The 17984-nt window shown below is 57.1% G+C and carries 12 protein-coding genes and 1 pseudogene; 7 read left to right on the top strand and 6 right to left on the bottom strand.

Annotation, left to right across the window (positions count from 1 at the left end):
* Window positions 1–158 precede the first annotated feature (158 nt).
* The 4 genes and pseudogenes from ACEK02_RS06150 (at window position 159) to ACEK02_RS06135 (ending at window position 5277) form a co-directional block, all read left to right on the top strand.
* The gene (locus tag ACEK02_RS06150; RefSeq protein ID WP_371420917.1) at window positions 159–1181 is read left to right on the top strand and encodes an NAD-dependent epimerase/dehydratase family protein; all 1023 of its coding nucleotides are present in this window, start codon (window positions 159–161) and stop codon (window positions 1179–1181) included.
* Between the two features lie 314 nt (window positions 1182–1495).
* Entirely contained in the window at window positions 1496–3238 is a 1743-nt protein-coding gene (locus ACEK02_RS06145; RefSeq protein WP_371420916.1) for a hypothetical protein, read from the top strand.
* 119 nt (window positions 3239–3357) lie between these two features.
* Window positions 3358–4495, top strand: a pseudogene (locus ACEK02_RS06140) (IS3 family transposase); the annotation flags it as partial.
* Between the two features lie 158 nt (window positions 4496–4653).
* Window positions 4654–5277, top strand: coding sequence for a class I SAM-dependent methyltransferase (locus ACEK02_RS06135; protein WP_371420915.1), 624 nt, complete (start codon window positions 4654–4656; stop codon window positions 5275–5277).
* Between the two features lie 433 nt (window positions 5278–5710).
* Here ACEK02_RS06135 and ACEK02_RS06130 read toward each other — a convergent pair whose 3' ends face one another.
* From ACEK02_RS06130 to ACEK02_RS06105, 6 genes are all read right to left on the bottom strand, one after another.
* Entirely contained in the window at window positions 5711–6196 is a 486-nt protein-coding gene (locus tag ACEK02_RS06130; protein ID WP_371420914.1) for a GtrA family protein, read from the bottom strand.
* Window positions 6193–6981, bottom strand: a complete 789-nt coding sequence (locus ACEK02_RS06125) for a class I SAM-dependent methyltransferase (RefSeq protein ID WP_371420913.1) — start codon at window positions 6979–6981, stop codon at window positions 6193–6195. Before ACEK02_RS06125 ends, ACEK02_RS06130 begins: the two co-directional genes overlap by 4 nt.
* A gap of 121 nt (window positions 6982–7102) precedes the next feature.
* On the bottom strand, window positions 7103–7972 hold the full coding sequence (locus ACEK02_RS06120) for a formyltransferase family protein (protein WP_371420912.1): 870 nt from the start codon (window positions 7970–7972) through the stop codon (window positions 7103–7105).
* A complete protein-coding gene (locus tag ACEK02_RS06115; protein WP_371420911.1) occupies window positions 7965–8900 on the bottom strand; it encodes a glycosyltransferase family 2 protein in 936 nt (311 codons plus the stop codon). The genes ACEK02_RS06120 and ACEK02_RS06115 overlap by 8 nt, the downstream gene beginning before the upstream one ends.
* 12 nt (window positions 8901–8912) lie before the next feature.
* Window positions 8913–9977: a dTDP-glucose 4,6-dehydratase gene (locus tag ACEK02_RS06110; RefSeq protein WP_371420910.1), complete on the bottom strand. Its 1065-nt coding sequence runs from the start codon at window positions 9975–9977 to the stop codon at window positions 8913–8915.
* Between the two features lie 62 nt (window positions 9978–10039).
* Window positions 10040–11203 (bottom strand): DegT/DnrJ/EryC1/StrS family aminotransferase, encoded by a 1164-nt coding sequence (locus ACEK02_RS06105; protein ID WP_371420909.1) that lies wholly within the window; start codon window positions 11201–11203, stop codon window positions 10040–10042.
* 253 nt (window positions 11204–11456) lie between these two features.
* On the opposite strand from ACEK02_RS06105, the gene ACEK02_RS06100 reads away from it, so the two are divergent.
* The 3 genes from ACEK02_RS06100 to ACEK02_RS06090 all read left to right on the top strand — a co-directional run bounded on the left by ACEK02_RS06100 (window position 11457) and on the right by ACEK02_RS06090 (window position 17933).
* Window positions 11457–12053 carry an NUDIX hydrolase gene (locus ACEK02_RS06100; protein WP_371420908.1) on the top strand — a complete coding sequence of 199 codons (597 nt, stop codon included), beginning with the start codon at window positions 11457–11459 and terminating at the stop codon, window positions 12051–12053.
* A 50-nt stretch (window positions 12054–12103) separates the two neighbouring features.
* Entirely contained in the window at window positions 12104–14152 is a 2049-nt protein-coding gene (locus tag ACEK02_RS06095) for an NAD(+) synthase (protein ID WP_371420907.1), read from the top strand.
* Window positions 14153–14279: 127 nt separating this feature from the next.
* On the top strand, window positions 14280–17933 hold the full coding sequence (locus ACEK02_RS06090) for a glycosyltransferase (protein WP_371420906.1): 3654 nt from the start codon (window positions 14280–14282) through the stop codon (window positions 17931–17933).
* Window positions 17934–17984 lie beyond the last annotated feature (51 nt).

Below are 17984 nucleotides of genomic sequence, written 5' to 3'. Positions count from 1 at the left end.
GGCAAGTTGTCCGCAAGAAACCATGCTCGAAATTCTTACAAAAGGCGCTCCCGGTCGAGAAAAGATCGATGAATAAAGATGGCAATTGTTGACCCGATGGCATAATTTCCCGCCGCCTAGCAGCGCGCGAAGTGGCTCAGCCACCCCAAGGGATCAATATGGCTAAATACAGTCTCAATACTTCCGAACCAGTCCTCGTCACGGGCGCAGGTGGCTTCATTGGCGGCCACTTAGTCGCAGACTTACGAAACAGAGGCTTTGAGAAAATCCGTGCAGTCGATCGGAAACCTCTTGACCAATGGTATCAGCGTTTCGATGACGTCGAGAACCTCGTACTTGACGTTAGCCTGCTTGAACCATGTCGGATTGCTGCGAAAGGCGCTCGCACCATTTTCAATCTTGCCGCCGATATGGGCGGCATGGGATTTATCGAGAACAACAAGGCGCTCTGCATGTTGTCCGTTCTCACGTCTACCCATATGCTCGTCGCGGCCCGCGATGCCGGCGTCCAACGCTTATTTTACGCCTCTTCGGCCTGCGTGTACAACGCTGATAAGCAAACCAATGCCGATGTGACCGCGCTTCGGGAGGACGACGCTTATCCCGCCATGCCCGAAGACGGTTATGGTTGGGAGAAATTGTTCTCTGAGCGCATGGCACGCCATTTTACGGAGGACTTTGGTCTCGAAACTCGTGTGGCCCGCTATCATAATGTTTACGGCCCGTGGGGCACCTACGACGGCGGACGCGAAAAGGCGCCGGCTGCCATCTGCCGCAAGGTTATTCAGGCACAACTCGCCGGGACCAACGAAATTGAGATTTGGGGCGATGGCGAACAAACTCGCAGCTTCATGTATATTGATGACTGTGTGGCAGGAACGAAAAGCATTCTGGAAAGCGATATTCACTATCCAATCAATCTCGGCTCCAGCGAACTCGTTACGATCAATCAACTTGTATCAGCCGTTGAGCAAATTGCTGGCGCCAAACTGATCCGCAAATACAAGCTCGACGCGCCGAAAGGCGTGCGAGGCCGAAATAGCGACAACGCGCTCATTTTAAAGGAGTTGAGCTGGGAGCCATCCACACGTCTTTACGACGGGATGGAGAAAACCTATGCGTGGATCCGTGATCAAATGACCGGAAAGGCCGAAAAGTCCAGCCGACTTTTCGTCAGCTAACTGAGTTAGGCACCATTAGCGTGACCATTAGACAAGTAACAAGTAAGATGCGTGACGGTCACGCTAATGCAACCACTCGACACCCAAGACTATCTCCGCAAGCGGCGCCTAGTCTCTTGGAGAGCTTCATAGACGACGCGCAGTTGGCGACTGACAAATCTCTTCAGCTCTGTTGCCCCGCGCTTTCCAACTAGGCCAGCACTATCGCTTGGAGCTCTTGAACAACACAGTCGCGCATGCGTAACAGCGCGAACGTTCCTCTACGAGTTTGAAGAAGCTTACTACGGAGCAGACAGAGGAAGATGGATTTCCATATGACGTCGTTTCTGCGGCAATACTTTGGCCGCGCTCTCGTTCTCAGGCTTCTTCCAATCTCCCTATGCCTGGCATTTTCTGTGCTGATGCTATCGAGCGCATCTGTCACTTTGCTGCAATCTGACTTCATCGATCCATATGTCTACACCGCATACATAAATGATTACTTTGGAACCTATCAAAGATTTGGGCAAACATACTACTCGTCGCGAGTAGCCTTTATTTTCGTAGACGCCGCGTTCATTAAGCTATTTGGACAAACAGCTGGTCCTTTTCTATGTCGGATCGCGCTACTCACGCTGGCTGCTTTTTCCGCCCTTCAGATCGCCCGACGTTTTTTTGGCCTGAAGGCTGGCATCGTCATTATCTCATGGCTCTGCTTAATTCCGTGGCTTTTGCGTTCCATTTCATGGATGTATTGCGACGGTTTCGCGACGGTCTATACAATAATTGGACTAGCGTTCCTACTCACTCCTACTCAACGACGAAAATCCGGGCACTTTGCGGCCGGACTAACATTTTCATTTGCCGCCAACTGCAATTTACATCTGCTCGTAGTTATTGGGGCATTTGTACCCAGCTGGTTCTTGCTGAACTACCACGACTTGCTGCGAACGAAGTTGCTGCTTATCGCAAGCGCCCTTCTCGGCTTTCTCGTTGGCTACGCCATACTTCAAGCGGCCTTTTCAGCGACGATTGGAAGTTATTCGACCTTCCTAGAGGCAGCCTCCATTGGAACGGCCAATTCATTGCTCGGCGGAGCGGCGGCGGCATGGTTCAAGCCGATGTCGCAAATTATCAATGAGGGACTGCTTATATTCTTAATTCCGATGATCTTTGCAGTCACCGGCGCATACGTTTTGATGATTCATGCGCGCTCACTTCGAGATTCACAACGTCGATTTGCAGGCGCAGCGGTCCTATACGTCTGCGTCATGCTCGCCGCGACGTTCATCTTCCACTACATTTTCAAGCACGGACTGGTTTCTCTTTTCTTTTACGAAGTGTATTTCCTGCCAAGTTGCGTGCTCGTGCTCATCTTCGTCGCCGGCATCGCTTCTGCTCAGTTTCCACGACATATTATGCTTGCCACCGGACTAACCTGCTCACTCTTGATCGCTCTTTGGTTAGCCAGAGATCGCATCGACGTTCAACTTCCGTTTAGCGGCTGGGCATGGCTTGTTGGTTGGATAACCTTCTGCGTAGGTGCCTTGGCGCTGTCACGAATTAAAGCAAGCAGTCTAACTGCTCCGGTAGCGTTAGTTATGCTGTGCGTAACGACTTACGGGATTGTACAGTGGCAGCCTGGCACGGCCTACCATTATGCGATTTGGCCAAACCGCGGTACCCAAGGCGCAACGGAGCGCGGCGTTTATCAAGGGGCAATATTCTTGCAGAAATTTGTTAACACGCATGTTCCTGCTCAGGCGCCCATTGGATTCTGGTACGGCGACAAGCCAAGCGATCACACACTGAACGCAGTTCAGTCCATATTCCTTTGGGGATACACCAGATTGCACAGCTATAGGGGCCTAGCGATGCCGGAGATCGACCCCGCCTTCCGCGAGCGAGTTGGCAAGAAAGAGTACGTTGCGCTTATCGCACGTAGTGAAGGCGAGATTGACGCAGGCTTGGCCGCTCTTCGCACACTTCCAGCCCACCCAACTAGCGTCGTTCGCGCACATTTTGCTGATGCAGCAGAAGGTTATTACATCGCACTGGCCAAGGTCCGTGCTCCTTAGAGCGCCACTGATCTCGCAACTGCGGGAATTTACCTCCGTCGAGTGATGCCCGTACTGAGCTGCTGCCGGTTTGATGGACCCCAAGTTTGGGTGTTTCATAAAGCCGGAGGCGAGTCTTCCGGAGACGAAGGTTCAGTCGAGAGTTCAAGGTCGAGGCGGTCAGGCTTGTTCGGGAGCGCGGGGTGTCGGTGGCGCAAGCCGGCCGGGACTTGGACGTTCATGAGAATGTATCGCGCAAATGGGTGAAGGAGTTTGGCTCTGACCCGGTGCAGGCCTTTCCCGGCCATGGCCAGATGAAGCCCGAACAGTTGGAGATCGAGCGGCTGCGACGCGAGGTCGCCAAGCCGAAGGCCGAGCGGGATATCCTAAAAAAGGCCGCGGCCTTCTTCGCGAGGGAAGCGACATGAAGTTCGTCTTCATCGCGAAGCACCGGAGCATCTGGCCGGTGGCATGGCTATGCGAAGCAATGAACGTATCGCGGTCAGGATTCCATGCTTGGCTGAACCGATCCCCCAGTGCCAGATCCTGCAGCGACGATGCGGTCGGCCGGCAGGTAAAAGCAAGCTTCCTCGCCAGCGACCGGACTTACGGCGCCCGGCGCGTCTGGCGCGATCTTCTTGCCGAAGGCATTGATTGCGGCTTGCACCGGATCGAGCGACTGATGCGCCTGCAGGCCTTGCGGGCGCGGCCACGACGCCGGCGGCTGCCGAAGGACGACGGTGATCGCGAGATCGCGAACGTGCCGCTCAATCTACTGGACCGGCAGTTCGCCGCCGCGCAGCCAAACCAGAGGTGGATCGCCGACTTCACCTATATCTGGACCGCCAAGGGCAGGCTCTATGTCTCGGCGATGATCGACCTGTACTCGCGCCCCGTGGTCGGCTGGTCGATCAGCGCCGGCATGACCGCGCAATTGGTTGCTGACGCTCTGTTGATGGCGGTCTGGCGGCGCGGCAAGCCGGACGTCCTGATGCATCACTCGGATCGGGGCAGCTAATATGCCCGCGATCGGTTCCAGCGTTTGATGGCCGACAGCGGCATCATCTGCAGCATGAGCCGGTCCGGCAATGTCTGGGACAACGCGGCGATGGAGGGCTTCTTTTCGTCCCTGAAGCCCGAGCTCACAGAACGCAAAAACTATCGCACCAGGAACGAGGCCAAGGCAGATGCGTTCGAAAGCGGTTCTACAACGCCGTCCGGCGCCATTCGACGATCGGATACCTCAGCCCTGTTGAGTTCGAGCGCAAGATTAGCCTAACATCGCGTCCACCGAACCGGCAGCAGCTCATATCTATGCGGCTTCACTTCGGTTTTTTTGGACACCTCAAATATCTAGGATTGCGATGTAAGGGCGCATTTCATAGGCCGTCGCTCTAACATAGAATGCATCTACTTTGGCTTAATGGGGAACAGGTATGGCTGAACGTAAAAAGGGACTTTTCTCGCTGCTCAAATACGCCCCGGTTTACGACACGGTTCAACGTATAATGAGGGTGGACGAAATCCGCGCTCAGTTTGCGCGTGACTACATTTGCGCTGCGCCAGGAGATGTCGTTCTCGATATAGGGTGCGGCCCGGCTCACCTGTTGGCGCACCTTCCGCCAGTAAAGTATATCGGATGGGAACCCAATCCACATTACGTTAGCCAAGCCCGTCGCGACTATGGCGACAGGGGTGTTTTCAACGTTGGCTTATTCGGACCACGCCAAGCTCGAGATTTGGAAAATACTATCGATATAGCGATCGTTTCCGCGGTACTGCATCATATGAATGATTCTGAAGCGAAAGAGCTGTTCGCCCTTCTTAGCACTACGCTTAAGCCCGGCGGCCGCATCGTCACTCTAGACAACGTTTTTGTTGATAAGCAAAACTTGATCGCCAAGTTTCTAATTAGCATAGATCGAGGACGTCACGTTCGTGATCCTGATGGCTATCTTTCTCTGGCGCGAAGTAGCTTCGAGCGTGCCACCGGAGACGTCGTGCATAGAGTGTTTCCTCCCTACACTTACTTCTTCATGACAGCTCGTAACATAGATTAGTTTCAGAACCAATAGTTGGATTCCCATGCCGGCCCGAGCATGATTCGCTACCTCATTGAAGAGGGGGTGAGATGGGTAAGCATCCGGTGATGGGCCGCTGTGGCAGTGCTTAGGCGTCTACTGAACCACAGCAGCTTAATCAAGGGATGCCGCCGCCTACCGAACCCGTCGGTGACAAGGGATATGACAGCCAGGCCCTGCGCGAGGGGTTGGTCGAGTATGGCACCGAGCCCGCCATTCCGCCCGCAAGATCCAATACAATTACGACCGTGCGATCTACAAGCAACGCAACGTCATCGAGCGCATGTTCTGCCGTTTCAAGGACTGGCGATGCATCGCCACCCGCTTCGACCGCAATGTCAGAAACTTCATGAGCGCCGTTCCTCGCTGCAGCCGTCATCTTTTGGCTGTAGTGATTCCGGACACTGGAGATTTAACTGGATCCCCTTGTATCAACATTATTTACGTCAGACGCGGGGTTATCGCCTCTGCTAGCGAAGACAAAGAATCTCTGTGCGAGGAATAGAGGTGCAGTGATCGCCATCGCAATCAAGAATTGAGCCGCACGATGGTCAACGCCAAACTTCTTGGTCGCAGTGTCCAGCAATAGTAAGTTTAGAAGCCAAGCTAAGACATAGACGAGGGAGTATCGAGCGAACTGCTTCGGCGAGCCCTGACGGTTTCGAAAAACCAGATTCTTACTGAACCAGAATGTGTAAATCAGACCAAGCACAAACACTAACGTGACAGCGACCAAAGGTTCCACGTCTAGCGCCGTCAGAATCAAGTAAATAATGAAATAGAGAAAATTGCTTTTCAGACCAGTAAGAAGAAAACGCGCCGCCTGAATAGCCGTTCGATCGTCAGACGCAATCGTCTTCGCAAAGGAACGCCATCGCGGCCGAGGCACAATACTCATCTCGACGCCTTTTTTCCGATTGCAAGAAAACTCGTTCCAAAAGGTAAAACCCCGCCTCGCAGGATAATCGGCAATTCAAGGCCGAGCATTTTTTCAATCATGCGAGCGCCAAAGCCCTCGGTATGGTGATCAAATGCGTCATCGGTCGATGCCACGCTTCTCCATTTGAATTTGCTCGGTATCGTGCGCAGCGCGAAAAGCGGTGGCACGAGGAGGGTAAAAAAGGCAGTTGCCTGCAGTACATCAAAGCCAGCTGATCTAAGAATTTCGATTAGTTGACTGCGCCCGTAGCGCCGGTAATGCCCTGCGTATTCGTCGTCGGCAGACCAAAGGAACTGGTGCGCCGGAACTGCTATATATATGTAGCCACCGGGCTCCATCGCTGCGGCACAGCCGGCGAGAAATTCTCGGTCATCCGCAATATGCTCAATGACGTCGAATAGACCGACTGCAGGAAGGCTCCCTGCAGCAAACAGATCAGGCGTGAAAGCCGCATGCACAACTGTGAGTCCGCGCATCGCTGCGACGTTTGCGCCGTCAATCCCAGGTTCTACGACGACGGTCTGGATCCCTCTCCTTTCGAGGCCGAGTGACACAAATCCATTGCCCCCGCCGAGTTCAAAAACCGTCTTCCCTTTGGAGAACCGCTCGACAGCGCTACCAATTACCTTGTTCCGATGCCTGAACCAGAAGGAGGCTTCCTCCACCTTGGCCAGTGCAGCATGCGCCTCTCCGGGATAGGAAACAGGCGCAATTTCACCGGTTGTCCAGAAGTTTGGGCGCACGTTCCTAATATCCCGCCCAATTCTGCGTAAGAGTTCGTCTGATCGAATTTCCACGGAGCCCCTCAAACGGCATGGACCAAGAATGAAGATCGACAACAACAGGCGGCGAGAGAAACTTCCCCTAACCCAACCGCTGCCTCAACCTGTCGAACCGATAGACTTCGCCGTCCTTTCGAACCGCGTCGAGCCTCAACAGACCGCTTCCGCATATGACAACCGGGCGACCTGCATCAAGCTGCCAGATCTTCCCGCAATGACGATCTTCAAACTGGAGATCGTCAATCATCGTTGCGTCGTCGACGAGGAGTTCGGCTCGGTCAAGGTAGGTTAGCGCTCCAGAGTACGGATAGCCAACGGCATGGATGAAACGAAGAATTCTTTCGGCCGGCCAAGACCAATCGATGACGTGATCCTGCTTGTCTCGCCAGATGCAGTAGGTCGCTCCCCGGTGATCCTGCTCGCGCGAAGAGAACCGTCCAGCGAGCCAATCGGAATGAATGTCGACCGCCAGATCTGCCATTAATGCGGCCTGAATCTCTAGCGCGCGCTCGATCTTCATCGGATAAGAAATCGCGACTCCTTTTTGGGCGACAATATCGCCCTCGTCGATTCCAGCATTCGGGATCAGCGCCGTTACACCGATCCGCGCTTCACCATTGATGAGCGCAGTAACGGTCGGCGCAAACCCACGATAGCGTGGCAGCAGGGAGTCGTGGAAAACGATGGTGAAAGGCCCAGGCGCGGCCACAAGAAACTGCCACCCCACGAGAAACGTGAGATCGTTCGGCAAAAGGGCCGGCCGCTTGTCATTGACGAAATCGGACTGATTTTCTTCGGCAAGCGCCCGTATTCTTTCAAAACCCGCAGCGTGATCGTCAGGCTGCTCATAAGAAATGATCAGCTGTGGCCGCAAACCTCTGGCTACCAAGTTCTCAATAAATACCGCCCCCTTGAGCCCGACAGCGCAAATCGTGACGCGCTTGTCAGTCATTCGCGTTTGCCTTTTGCGCGACGATGTAGATGGGACGATTCTTCGTATGCTCGACAAGATTGCCAACATAAATCCCGACGAGCCCGAGCATCACATTCGTGACGCCAGCAGTAAAGAATACAGCTGTCATTACGCTCGGCCAGCCTGGCAGCGGCAAAGTTGGATTCAATATCTTGTAGACAACAATATCGGTCGCGAGAGCAAACGCGACGACGGCAAAACACAAGCCCAGGACGATCGCGACATACAGCAGGCGCGTACTGAAGCCAAAGATCAGCCGGAAGGCGAAACGAAACCGCCCGAGCAGATTGTAGCTCGGACGTCCATATTCGCGCTCCCCGTGGAGTGCGTCGATCGCTGTACTGTTGAAACCCAGCCATCGGACGGTGCCTCCATAAAACCGATCACGGTCAGGAACCCCCCGGAAAGCCTCTACCACTTTCCTATTCACAATCGAGTAGTTGGCCTGTCGACGCTCGTACTTCTGTCCTGATAGAAAGTTCAGGGTCCTGTAAAATACGCCAGCGCAAAACTGATATAGCGCCGTCTCGGGACGCTCCTGACGATTAACGAAGACAACATCGTACCCCTCCTGGGCCTTCCGATAGAGGTCGGGAATGACTTCCGGTCGATCCTGTAAATCAGAATCCATCACGATCACCCATTCGCCGCTGGCGTGATCGATGCCGGCCGCTATCGCCGGATGTTGCCCGAAGTTGCGCGAGAAGCGCAGGCCTTTAACCTGTGGATGCTTGCTCGCAACCGAACAGAGGGCCGTCCAGGTCTCCAATCTGCTCCCGTCGTCGACCAGGATGATCTCGTAGTCCGACGTTATCCCGGCGAGCGCCGCCCCCACCCGGTCGGCGAGAGCGGCCAGCGTGATTTCTTGCTCGTTATATACGGGGGCGACAACGGAAATATGGGGCATCGATTGATCCCGTTAATGCATTTCAGTCTCGCCAGATGCTGTCTTGATCGGAATCTGTCGCATCCACTTCTGCTTTTCCCACCAGGAAACGTTGCTCCGGAACCAGTCGATCGTCCGGTCGAGCCCAGTGTCCCAATCGACGGACGGCTTCCAGCCGAACATCTTGGCCATCTTGGTGCCGTCGCCAGTGTGCCTGGACACCTGTCCAGGGCGATCGCCTATATTAACGATAAGCCCGGGATCGCCGCCCATCTTGCGAACGATCTGTGCGGCGATATCGCCCATTCCGCGGTCGACACCGCTGGCGACGTTAAAGACTTCGCCGGCCACCTGCGTCACCGGGGCATGCATCAGCACATCGATCGCGCTGGCCGTATCGTCCATATAGACGAAGTCGCGTGCGGCCGAGCCGTCGCCATGGACGGTGAGCGGCGACTTGGTCAACGTGTTGGTGACGAAGCGCGGGATCGCCTTTTCGAGATGCTGACGCGGTCCGTAATTGTTGAACGGGCGCACGATGACGGCCGGCAACTTGTAGGTCGCCCAGTATGAGTAGACCAGACGATCGGCGCCGCATTTAGCGCTTGCATAGGGACTCATCGGATTCAGCGGATGGTTCTCGTCGATCACCGGAAGCTCAGCCGTGCCATAAACTTCCGACGTGGAGATATGTATGACCCGCTCGATACGCTTGGAGTGCTTCAGCACTGCGTTCATGATCGTTTGCGTACCAATCACGTCAGTCTGGAAGAACAGCAGATTGTCGTAAATCGAACGGGTAACGTGGGTCTCTGCCGCGAAATGGACGATGATGTCCGATTGCCCCACCAGGGTATCCATCAATTCCGCGTTGCAAACGTTACCGTACCAGAAGGCGAAACGGTCATTGTCGGCGGTATTCACGTCCGCCGGCAGGTTATCGATCGAACCAGCATAAGTCAGTGCATCGACCACGATGATCCGATAGTCCGGGTAGCGATCATACATGTATCGGACGAACGCGGATCCGATGAACCCGGCGCCTCCCGTCACCAGCACGACCTTGCGGCTCTTTTGCACCCCAGTACCCCCAGTCATCGTAATCTCCGACTATTCTTTCTCTCGGCGCCGAAAAGGCGCCATCTTAAAGGCATCCGACGTCAGCGAGCGACCGTGGCCTGTGCAGCCTCGATCATCGGCACGATCTTGCTGCGAACCGTATCGATCACGTGGCCCTGCTCTTCTGCTGTCATCGACGGGAACAACGGCAAACTGATCGTGCCGGCGCCCCACGTCTCACTGACCGGATAGCTCCCCGGCGTAAAGCCATATTTTTTCTTGTAGTAGGTCACGGTTGGTACCGCGCGATAATTCACCGTGACGCCGACCCTGTTCTCACCGAAAACACGAATGGCCTCGTCCCTGATGGTCGGCGGGACATGTATGACAAACAGATGACGCGCATGCCGTGAGTTGCCGATGGTGACCGGCAGCCGGATGGGTGTATCGGCGAAGGCACGCTCATAGACCGCAAACAGATCATCGCGGCGGGGAAGCCTCGCGTCGATCGTATCGATCTGCGACGGGAGGAGGCAGGCCAGCAAATCCGGCAGATTTGCCTTCATGCCGATCTTTTCCATGTCCCAGTGGCGATAACCGCCCAGCTTGAAGCGGTCGATCGCACCAGCAGACATGCCATGCATACGTGTCTGCAGCAGTCGCTCATAGAGAGCCGTGTCGTTGGTCACGACCGCGCCGCCCTCGCCGCATGTCACATTCTTGGTCGCATAGAACGAGAAGATGGCGCAGCCGGAGCGCGTCCCGGGCTTTTCGCCATTCAGTTCGCCCTCGAAACAGTGCGCAGCATCCTCGATAATGACGATGTCCGGGCGATCGGAAAGCACTTCTTGCAGTGCGGCAATATCAACCATTTGCCCGTACAGATGAACAGGGATGATCGCGCGCGTTCGCCGGGTGACGGCAGCACGAACCAGATCCGGCCGCATCAGCAATGTCGCCGGATCAACGTCGACAAAGACCGCCTTGGCGCCGATCAATTCGGCGACATTCGCAGTGGCGATGAAGGTCTGGGCAGGAACGATGATCTCATCGCCCGGCGCAATGTCGAGCGCCAGCAACACTGCAGCCGCACCGTTGGTCCAGCTATTGACCAGCAGGGCGTGTTTGGTTCCAAAATACGCGCAAAGACGTTCCTCGACGTCCCGCCCAACGTTCCCCGATGTAAGGAAGGGACTCTGCAGGACATTCGCAACTGCCACGGCATCATCAGCGGTCAGGTCGTGCCGATAGAAAGGTACATTCATTCAGAAATCGCTCCCGGACCGAAATTCTCAGCCGTTTTACAGTATATCGTTCAGAAGTCGAAGGCTGTCACAACTCGGACGTTCCAGGTACGGTCTCCTAACGAACGGATGATCTCGCCCGAGACAGTTCCTTCTACTCACAACGCTGCCTTGATTGTCAAACTGAACCAGATATGACTTCCCGCGCCTGACCGAGACTTCTCGCAAGCCCTCCGCGTCGATCGGCATAAATTCTTAGAAAAAGGACCCAGTCTTGCCGAACGATCGTGAGACACCTGCGGCGCGGATTGTAGAGCGTACGACGACCGCCATCTCGCCCTGGGTCAATCTCGAGGCTGTTTCCGCCATCTTGCCGGGCAGCACGCAACCATCCGTCTATCATGCCATCGGTCAGGCGGACTATGTCCAGGTGCTCTGCCTGCACGAAAATGGCTCAGTTGTGCTTGTGCGCCAATATCGGCCGGTCGTGGATAGCTGGACGCTTGAGTTTCCAGGGGGCCTACGCGATGGCGATGAACCCGCCGCCGAGACCGCTCGCCGGGAAGTTGAGGAAGAGACCGGGCTCGTCGTTCTGGAAACAGTCGCCCTTCTGGATTGCTTTGCCGACGTCGGCCGAATGACCAACCGTCTCCACGGCTTTGCAGCCCTCGTCCGCGGACCATTCCGGCAGACCGAACCCGGAGTCGAGGCCCTGTTCGTCAACGGACCTGATCTCCGCCAATTGGCCGTCACTGGCCAGCTCGCCATCCCCAGCAATCTGGGTCTGCTCTATCTCGCGTCGGGCCATCTGGAACTTCGGGCGATTTGTGACCGATATGGGATTGGCCAACCGCCCTGGATGATGTTGTAGAGAGATACAGCCAGCCCTTGGCACGCCGCCGCCCAGCACAAGGCACATCAATGTTCGACAATATCTACAATCACGGTTTCGCGCGCGTTGCCGTCTGTATCCCGCAGGTGAAGGTCGCCGATCCCGCCGCTAACGCTGCCGAAACGCTCCGGCTGGCACAAGAGGCCCATGCGAAATCATGCGCTCTCGCTTTGTTCCCGGAACTGGGTATTTCGGCCTATACCAATGAAGACCTGTTTCACCAAGACGCCCTGCTGGAAGCCACCGCGGCAGAAATCCGCGGGATCATGGAACGCAGCCGCGACCTGATGCCGGTCCTGATCGTCGGGGCCCCCTTCGAGCTTGAAGGGCGTCTTTTCAACTGTGCCTTCGTCATTCATCGCGGTCGCCTGCTCGGCATCGTGCCGAAGTCCTATTTGCCCAATTACCGCGAATTTTACGAAAAGCGCCATTTCGCGCCGGGCTGGCCGCAGACCCCTCGCCTCGTCACCTTTGCCGGGGAAGAGGTCAATTTCGGCTCAGACCTGATTTTCACCGCCAGCGATGTGCGTGATCTCAAGATTCATGTCGAGATTTGCGAGGATGTCTGGACACCAGTGCCGCCGTCGACCTTCGGCGCCCTGGCGGGTGCCACCGTGCTGGCCAACCTCTCGGCCTCCAACATCACTGTCGGCAAGGCCGACAATCGCCGCATGCTGTGTCGCTCTCAATCGGCGCGCTGCATTGCCGCCTATCTCTACTCCGCGTCAGGCCCCGGCGAATCCACCACCGATCTGGCGTGGGATGGACAGGCAGCTGTGTTCGAGCTTGGCGAGCAGCTCGCGGAAGCCGAGCGCTTCCCGCAGGAGTCCCAACTCATCACCGCGGATATCGATCTTGAGCGGCTGCGTCAGGAACGCATGCGTGTCGGATCGTGGGGCGATTGTGCGGACTCACAGTCCGACAAAGTGACAACTTTCCGGAAAATCGAATTCGCACTTGCGCCTCCCGTGGAGAACCGCGTCTCCCTGAACCGAGCCATCAACCGGTTTCCGTTCGTGCCGGACGACGCTAAGCTGCTGGATGAAAGCTGCTACGAGGCCTTCAATATTCAGGTCCACGGGCTCGTCACGCGCCTCCGCGCGACCGGGATGACGAAGGTCGTGCTGGGAATTTCCGGCGGCCTGGATTCGACCCACGCATTGATCGTTGCTGCGAGGTCGTTCGACCGTCTCGGCCTGCCACGCCAGAATATCCTTTGTTACACGCTCCCCGGGTTTGCGACTTCCAAACACACGAAGACCAATGCACATGCCCTGATGAGAGCCATGGGCGTGAGCGCCGAAGAAATCGACATCACGCCGGCGTCGCGGCAAATGCTGAATGACATCGCACATCCAAATTCCAAGGGATTGCCTGATTATGACGTGACGTTCGAGAACGTTCAGGCCGGCGCCCGTACCTCCTTGCTGTTCCGCCTCGCCAACTTTCACAACGGCATCGTCGTCGGCACCGGTGACCTGTCCGAACTGGCTCTCGGCTGGTGCACCTATGGCGTGGGCGATCACATGTCGCACTACAACGTCAATGCGTCAGTCCCGAAAACATTGATCCAGCATCTGATCCGCTGGGTCGCCGACCGGGAGGAATTCGGCAACAGCGCGTCCGCGATCCTACGATCGATCCTGGCCACCGAAATCTCGCCCGAGCTCGTGCCTGGAGACGGTGACCGGCCCGCGCAAAGCACCGAGCAGATAGTCGGCCCCTACGCCCTGCAGGATTTCAATCTCTACTACCTTACCAGATTTGGATTTCGGCCGAGTAAGGTCGCATTCCTTTCATGGAACGCGTGGCGAGACGCCAATGCCGGGGAATGGCCGCCCGGGATGACGGACCAGGATAGGAAAGCTTTCGAGCTTGCGATCATCAAGAAGTGGCTGCGGACCTTCGTGTACCGGTTCTTTCAGATCAGCCAGTTCAAGCGCTCGGCTATTCCGAACGGCCCCAAGGTCGCATCAGGCGGCTCACTATCGCCGCGCGGCGACTGGCGTGCACCCAGCGATTCCTCGGCCAGGATCTGGACTGCGGAACTCGACGCGAATGTTCCGGATGAGGCCTGACGACGTCTACTCAGGCTTGCTTGCATTGGCTTCGTCAGTGCGGCAGTGGTATCAAATGGCTACCAAAACGGTGTCCGGCTGGCCGCCTCAACAGACATTTTGACAAGGCTCTTTGAGAGATCTTCAGTTGTTCGGACGCGTCCCACCCATCTTTCAGAACCTTGCCCAGCGACGCTACGGCGCTGCGCTGATCAGCGCCGGCATTCCGCTCGGCCTTGTCCAGCGACTTAACAAGGCATCAGGGCGCGGCACTACAGCAGAGCGCGGCGCGCGCCTTGCACGTTTCCTTACGGTCAAGGCGCTGGTTCGCGCCGGGCTGATGAAGCAACCGGTGCCGGTCAATCCGCGGGTCAAATCTGCGGGCGCATTGCAGGCAGCCGTCCCGTATGTCGGCGGCCGCACGCAGATCCGCGCGGTGCATCAGTTTCATTCCGGATCCGCCGTAGGCGACGCGGTGACGAACTCGCTGTTTCTGGTTCAGCGTCTTCTGCGTGGTCTCGGCTATGAGAGCCAAATCTTCGTCGAGCACCGCGACCCGAGATTGTCCGATGTGCTTTTTCTGGCGGACGACCTGCCCAATCACGACGACTACGTTCTGATTGTCCATCACTCGATGGGTCATGGCATTCTCGACTTCATCCTGTCGCTCGATGCCCGCAAGATCCTGATGTATCACAACGTGACGCCGCCAGAGTTTCTCGGCGATGTGCCATGGATGATCCCCTATTCCGAACTAGGCCGACAGCAACTGGTCGATATGCGTCTACATATGCTGGCCGCGCTTGCGGACAGCGAGTTCAACATGCTGGAGCTGCAGCGTTGCGGCTACGAGAGCCCCGCGGTCAGTTCGCTTCTGTTCGATCTCGACACGTTGCGGCCGCGTGACGCCGGGCAGCCTCCTGCCAAACCGGACGTGACGGAAGCCGATCCGTTTACGGTTCTCTTCGTCGGGCGGGTGACGAAGTCAAAGGGACAGGCCGATCTCGTCGACGCCTTCGCGGAATTCGCACGACGATATGCCCGGCCATCGCGCCTTGTCATCGTCGGACGCTTCGACTCGACAAAGGACGCCTACCCCGCCGAAATTCGCCGACGCGCCGCGCAACATCATCTGGATGAGCACGTTATCCTGACAGGTGCCGTCTCCGATGAGGAACTGCATCGCTGGTTCAACACGGCGCACGCCTATGTATCCCTGAGCTACCACGAGGGCTTCGGCGTTCCGCTGATCGAGGCCATGGCGCACAGCCTGCCGGTCATCGCATGGCCCTGTTCCGCGATCGCCTATACGATCGCGGATGCAGCCATTGCTTTGACGGAACGCTCTGCCAATGCAGTGGCGGACGCTCTGATGCAACTCGCAACAGATCAGGACTTTCGGGACCGGGTCGTCGCACGCCAGCTCGCTTTCATCAGTCGATATGAGCTCGACCGTCATGTCCCGGCGCTGCTGCGCGCACTAGCAGTGGCCGGCGCGAGACTGCCGCTCGACCCTGATACGAAGCGTGGGATATCCCGCAATCTGCACACGACATTCGTCGGCCATGTACAAGGCGCATACAGCCTCGCCGCCGTGAACCGCTCCATGGCGACAACGATGGAAGCTAATCGTCCGGGCCACCAGCGCGTCATCCCTTGGGAAAACGGCTCGGTCGCCGACTTCGGCGGTGGGTCGCCAGCGCAAGCCAACATCATCGCATTGCTGGCGTCACGCGAAGAGCCGCCAACGGAACCGCAAATCGTCATCAGCCAGCATTATCCCATCCACGTGCCGGACGTGCCCGGGCACAAGTTCGCGATGCTGTTTTGGGAAGAGTCCCTGCTGCCGCCGGCCATCGTGCAGACGCTCAATGAGAACTTCGAGGCCATCCTGGCTCCAACTACATTCGTCACGAAGTCGCTGATCGACTCCGGCGTCTGGCGTCCGATCCTCGATGTCGGCTATGCGCCCGACTTGAGCGGCTATCGCAAAATCGGCCTCGAGCGATCCGCAAAGCTTGCCGAACGGCCGTTCACCTTCCTGCACGTGTCGTCCTGCTTTCCCCGAAAGGGCGCAGATGTCCTCATCGCCGCCTATGCGAAAGCTTTTCGCCGGGAAGACGCGGTGCGGCTGGTCATCAAGACCTTCCCCAATTCTCATAACGACATCGTCGAACAGGTCGCCAGACTGAGACGCGAAGACCCGGAGATCGCGGATATCACCGTGATCGAACAGGACTTCAACGACGATCAGATGCTCGCGCTGTTTCGCGACGCCGATGCCATGGTGCTGCCGACCCGCGGCGAAGGTTTCAACCTTCCGGCCGCGGAAGCCATGGCGGCGGGCATGCCTTTGATCGTCACCGGCTATGGCGGCCACGTGGACTTCACGTCACCGGATAATTGCCGCTTCGTGGCATTCCATTTCGCACGCTCGGCAAGCCACGTCGCCGACAATTCATCCTTGTGGGTCGAACCGGACCTCGACGACCTGACAGCCGCCTTCCGGGAAATCCACCGGGAGCGTCTCAACAGCAACAGTGCGTCAAGGCAGAAGGCCCGGCGCGCCGCCACCGATATCAAACGCTCGCTGGCGCAGGCCCCTTGGGTCGAACGTCTGGTGAACGGCGCCGTGGACGTCATCTCCACACGCTCCAAAGCACTGCGCGTCGGCTGGATATCGACCTGGGACGTGAAATGCGGCGTGGCCGAGTATTCGCGCTTCCTGCTCGACAGAATGATTGAGAAGACCGCTCCGGACGCGATCAAGCTCACGATACTGAGCGACGACCGGACACGGATCAAAGACGGCGCCACCGGACCGCAGACCGTTCCCGCATGGACCATACTCGAAGAGAGCGGCGTCATGGATCGTCTGGCGCGCAGCGTGTCAGTCAGCGATCCTGAGGTTCTTGTCATTCAGCACCAGCCCGGCCTGATATCATGGCAAGACCTCGCGAAGCTGCTCCGGGACAGACGCCTCGCCACGCGGCTCACGGTCGTCGTGCTGCACTCTGTCCCGACCCTCGCAAAGCTCCCTGAAGACGAACGAAATTCGATCATCGCGGCGCTTCGCCGCTCGACGCGCGTTCTCGTTCACCAAATCGCCGACCTCAATCGTCTCAAGGATTGGGGCCTGATCGCCAACGTCACATACTTCCCGCATGGCGCGCCGGAGCGTCTTAACGCTTCCGAAGCTCGCCAACTGACTGGGAGCAGCGCACCGGTCATCGGCTCCTATGGCTTCTTCCTGCCTGGCAAGGGGCTGCCGAAACTCATCCACGCTTTGGTCAGCCTCAGACAGAAATGGCCGAACATTCGGCTGCGGCTCATCAACGCCGAGTATGAATCGCCGACATCCACAGACGAAATCGCGCACTGCAAGGCGCTGGCAAAAACGCTCGGCGTGTTCGAACTGATCGAGTGGAAGACGGAATTCCAGACCGACAACAGCAGCCTTGCCCAGCTCACTGAGTGCGACCTGTTGATCCTCCCCTATGATGAGAGCCCGGAATCCGCCAGCGGCGCCGTGCGCATTGCGCTGGCCAGCGGCACTCCGGTCGTTGTCACGCCCGCGGCCATCTTCGACGAGTTGGGGACCGCAGTCGTGCGATTCGATGGATTTGAGCAGGACGCCATCGACCGCGGCATCGCGCAATTGTTGGGCGATCACGACGTGAGGAAAGAAATGCAAACCAATGCGGCCACATGGCTAGCGCAACGCAACTGGCAGGTTCTGGCGAGCCGTTTGAACGGCATGCTGCGCGGGCTCTATGCTAGCCGCGCCAAAGACCGGTCCTAGAGCGGTTCACGAATTTATTGAATCTGGAGGGATTCCGGTTCATCGGCGAAT

The organism is Tardiphaga sp. (genome assembly GCF_041424195.1).
Classification (GTDB): Bacteria; Pseudomonadota; Alphaproteobacteria; order Rhizobiales; family Xanthobacteraceae; genus Tardiphaga.
The sequence above is the reverse complement of the archived record's forward strand: the minus strand, read 5'-3'. Positions and strand labels throughout refer to the sequence as shown.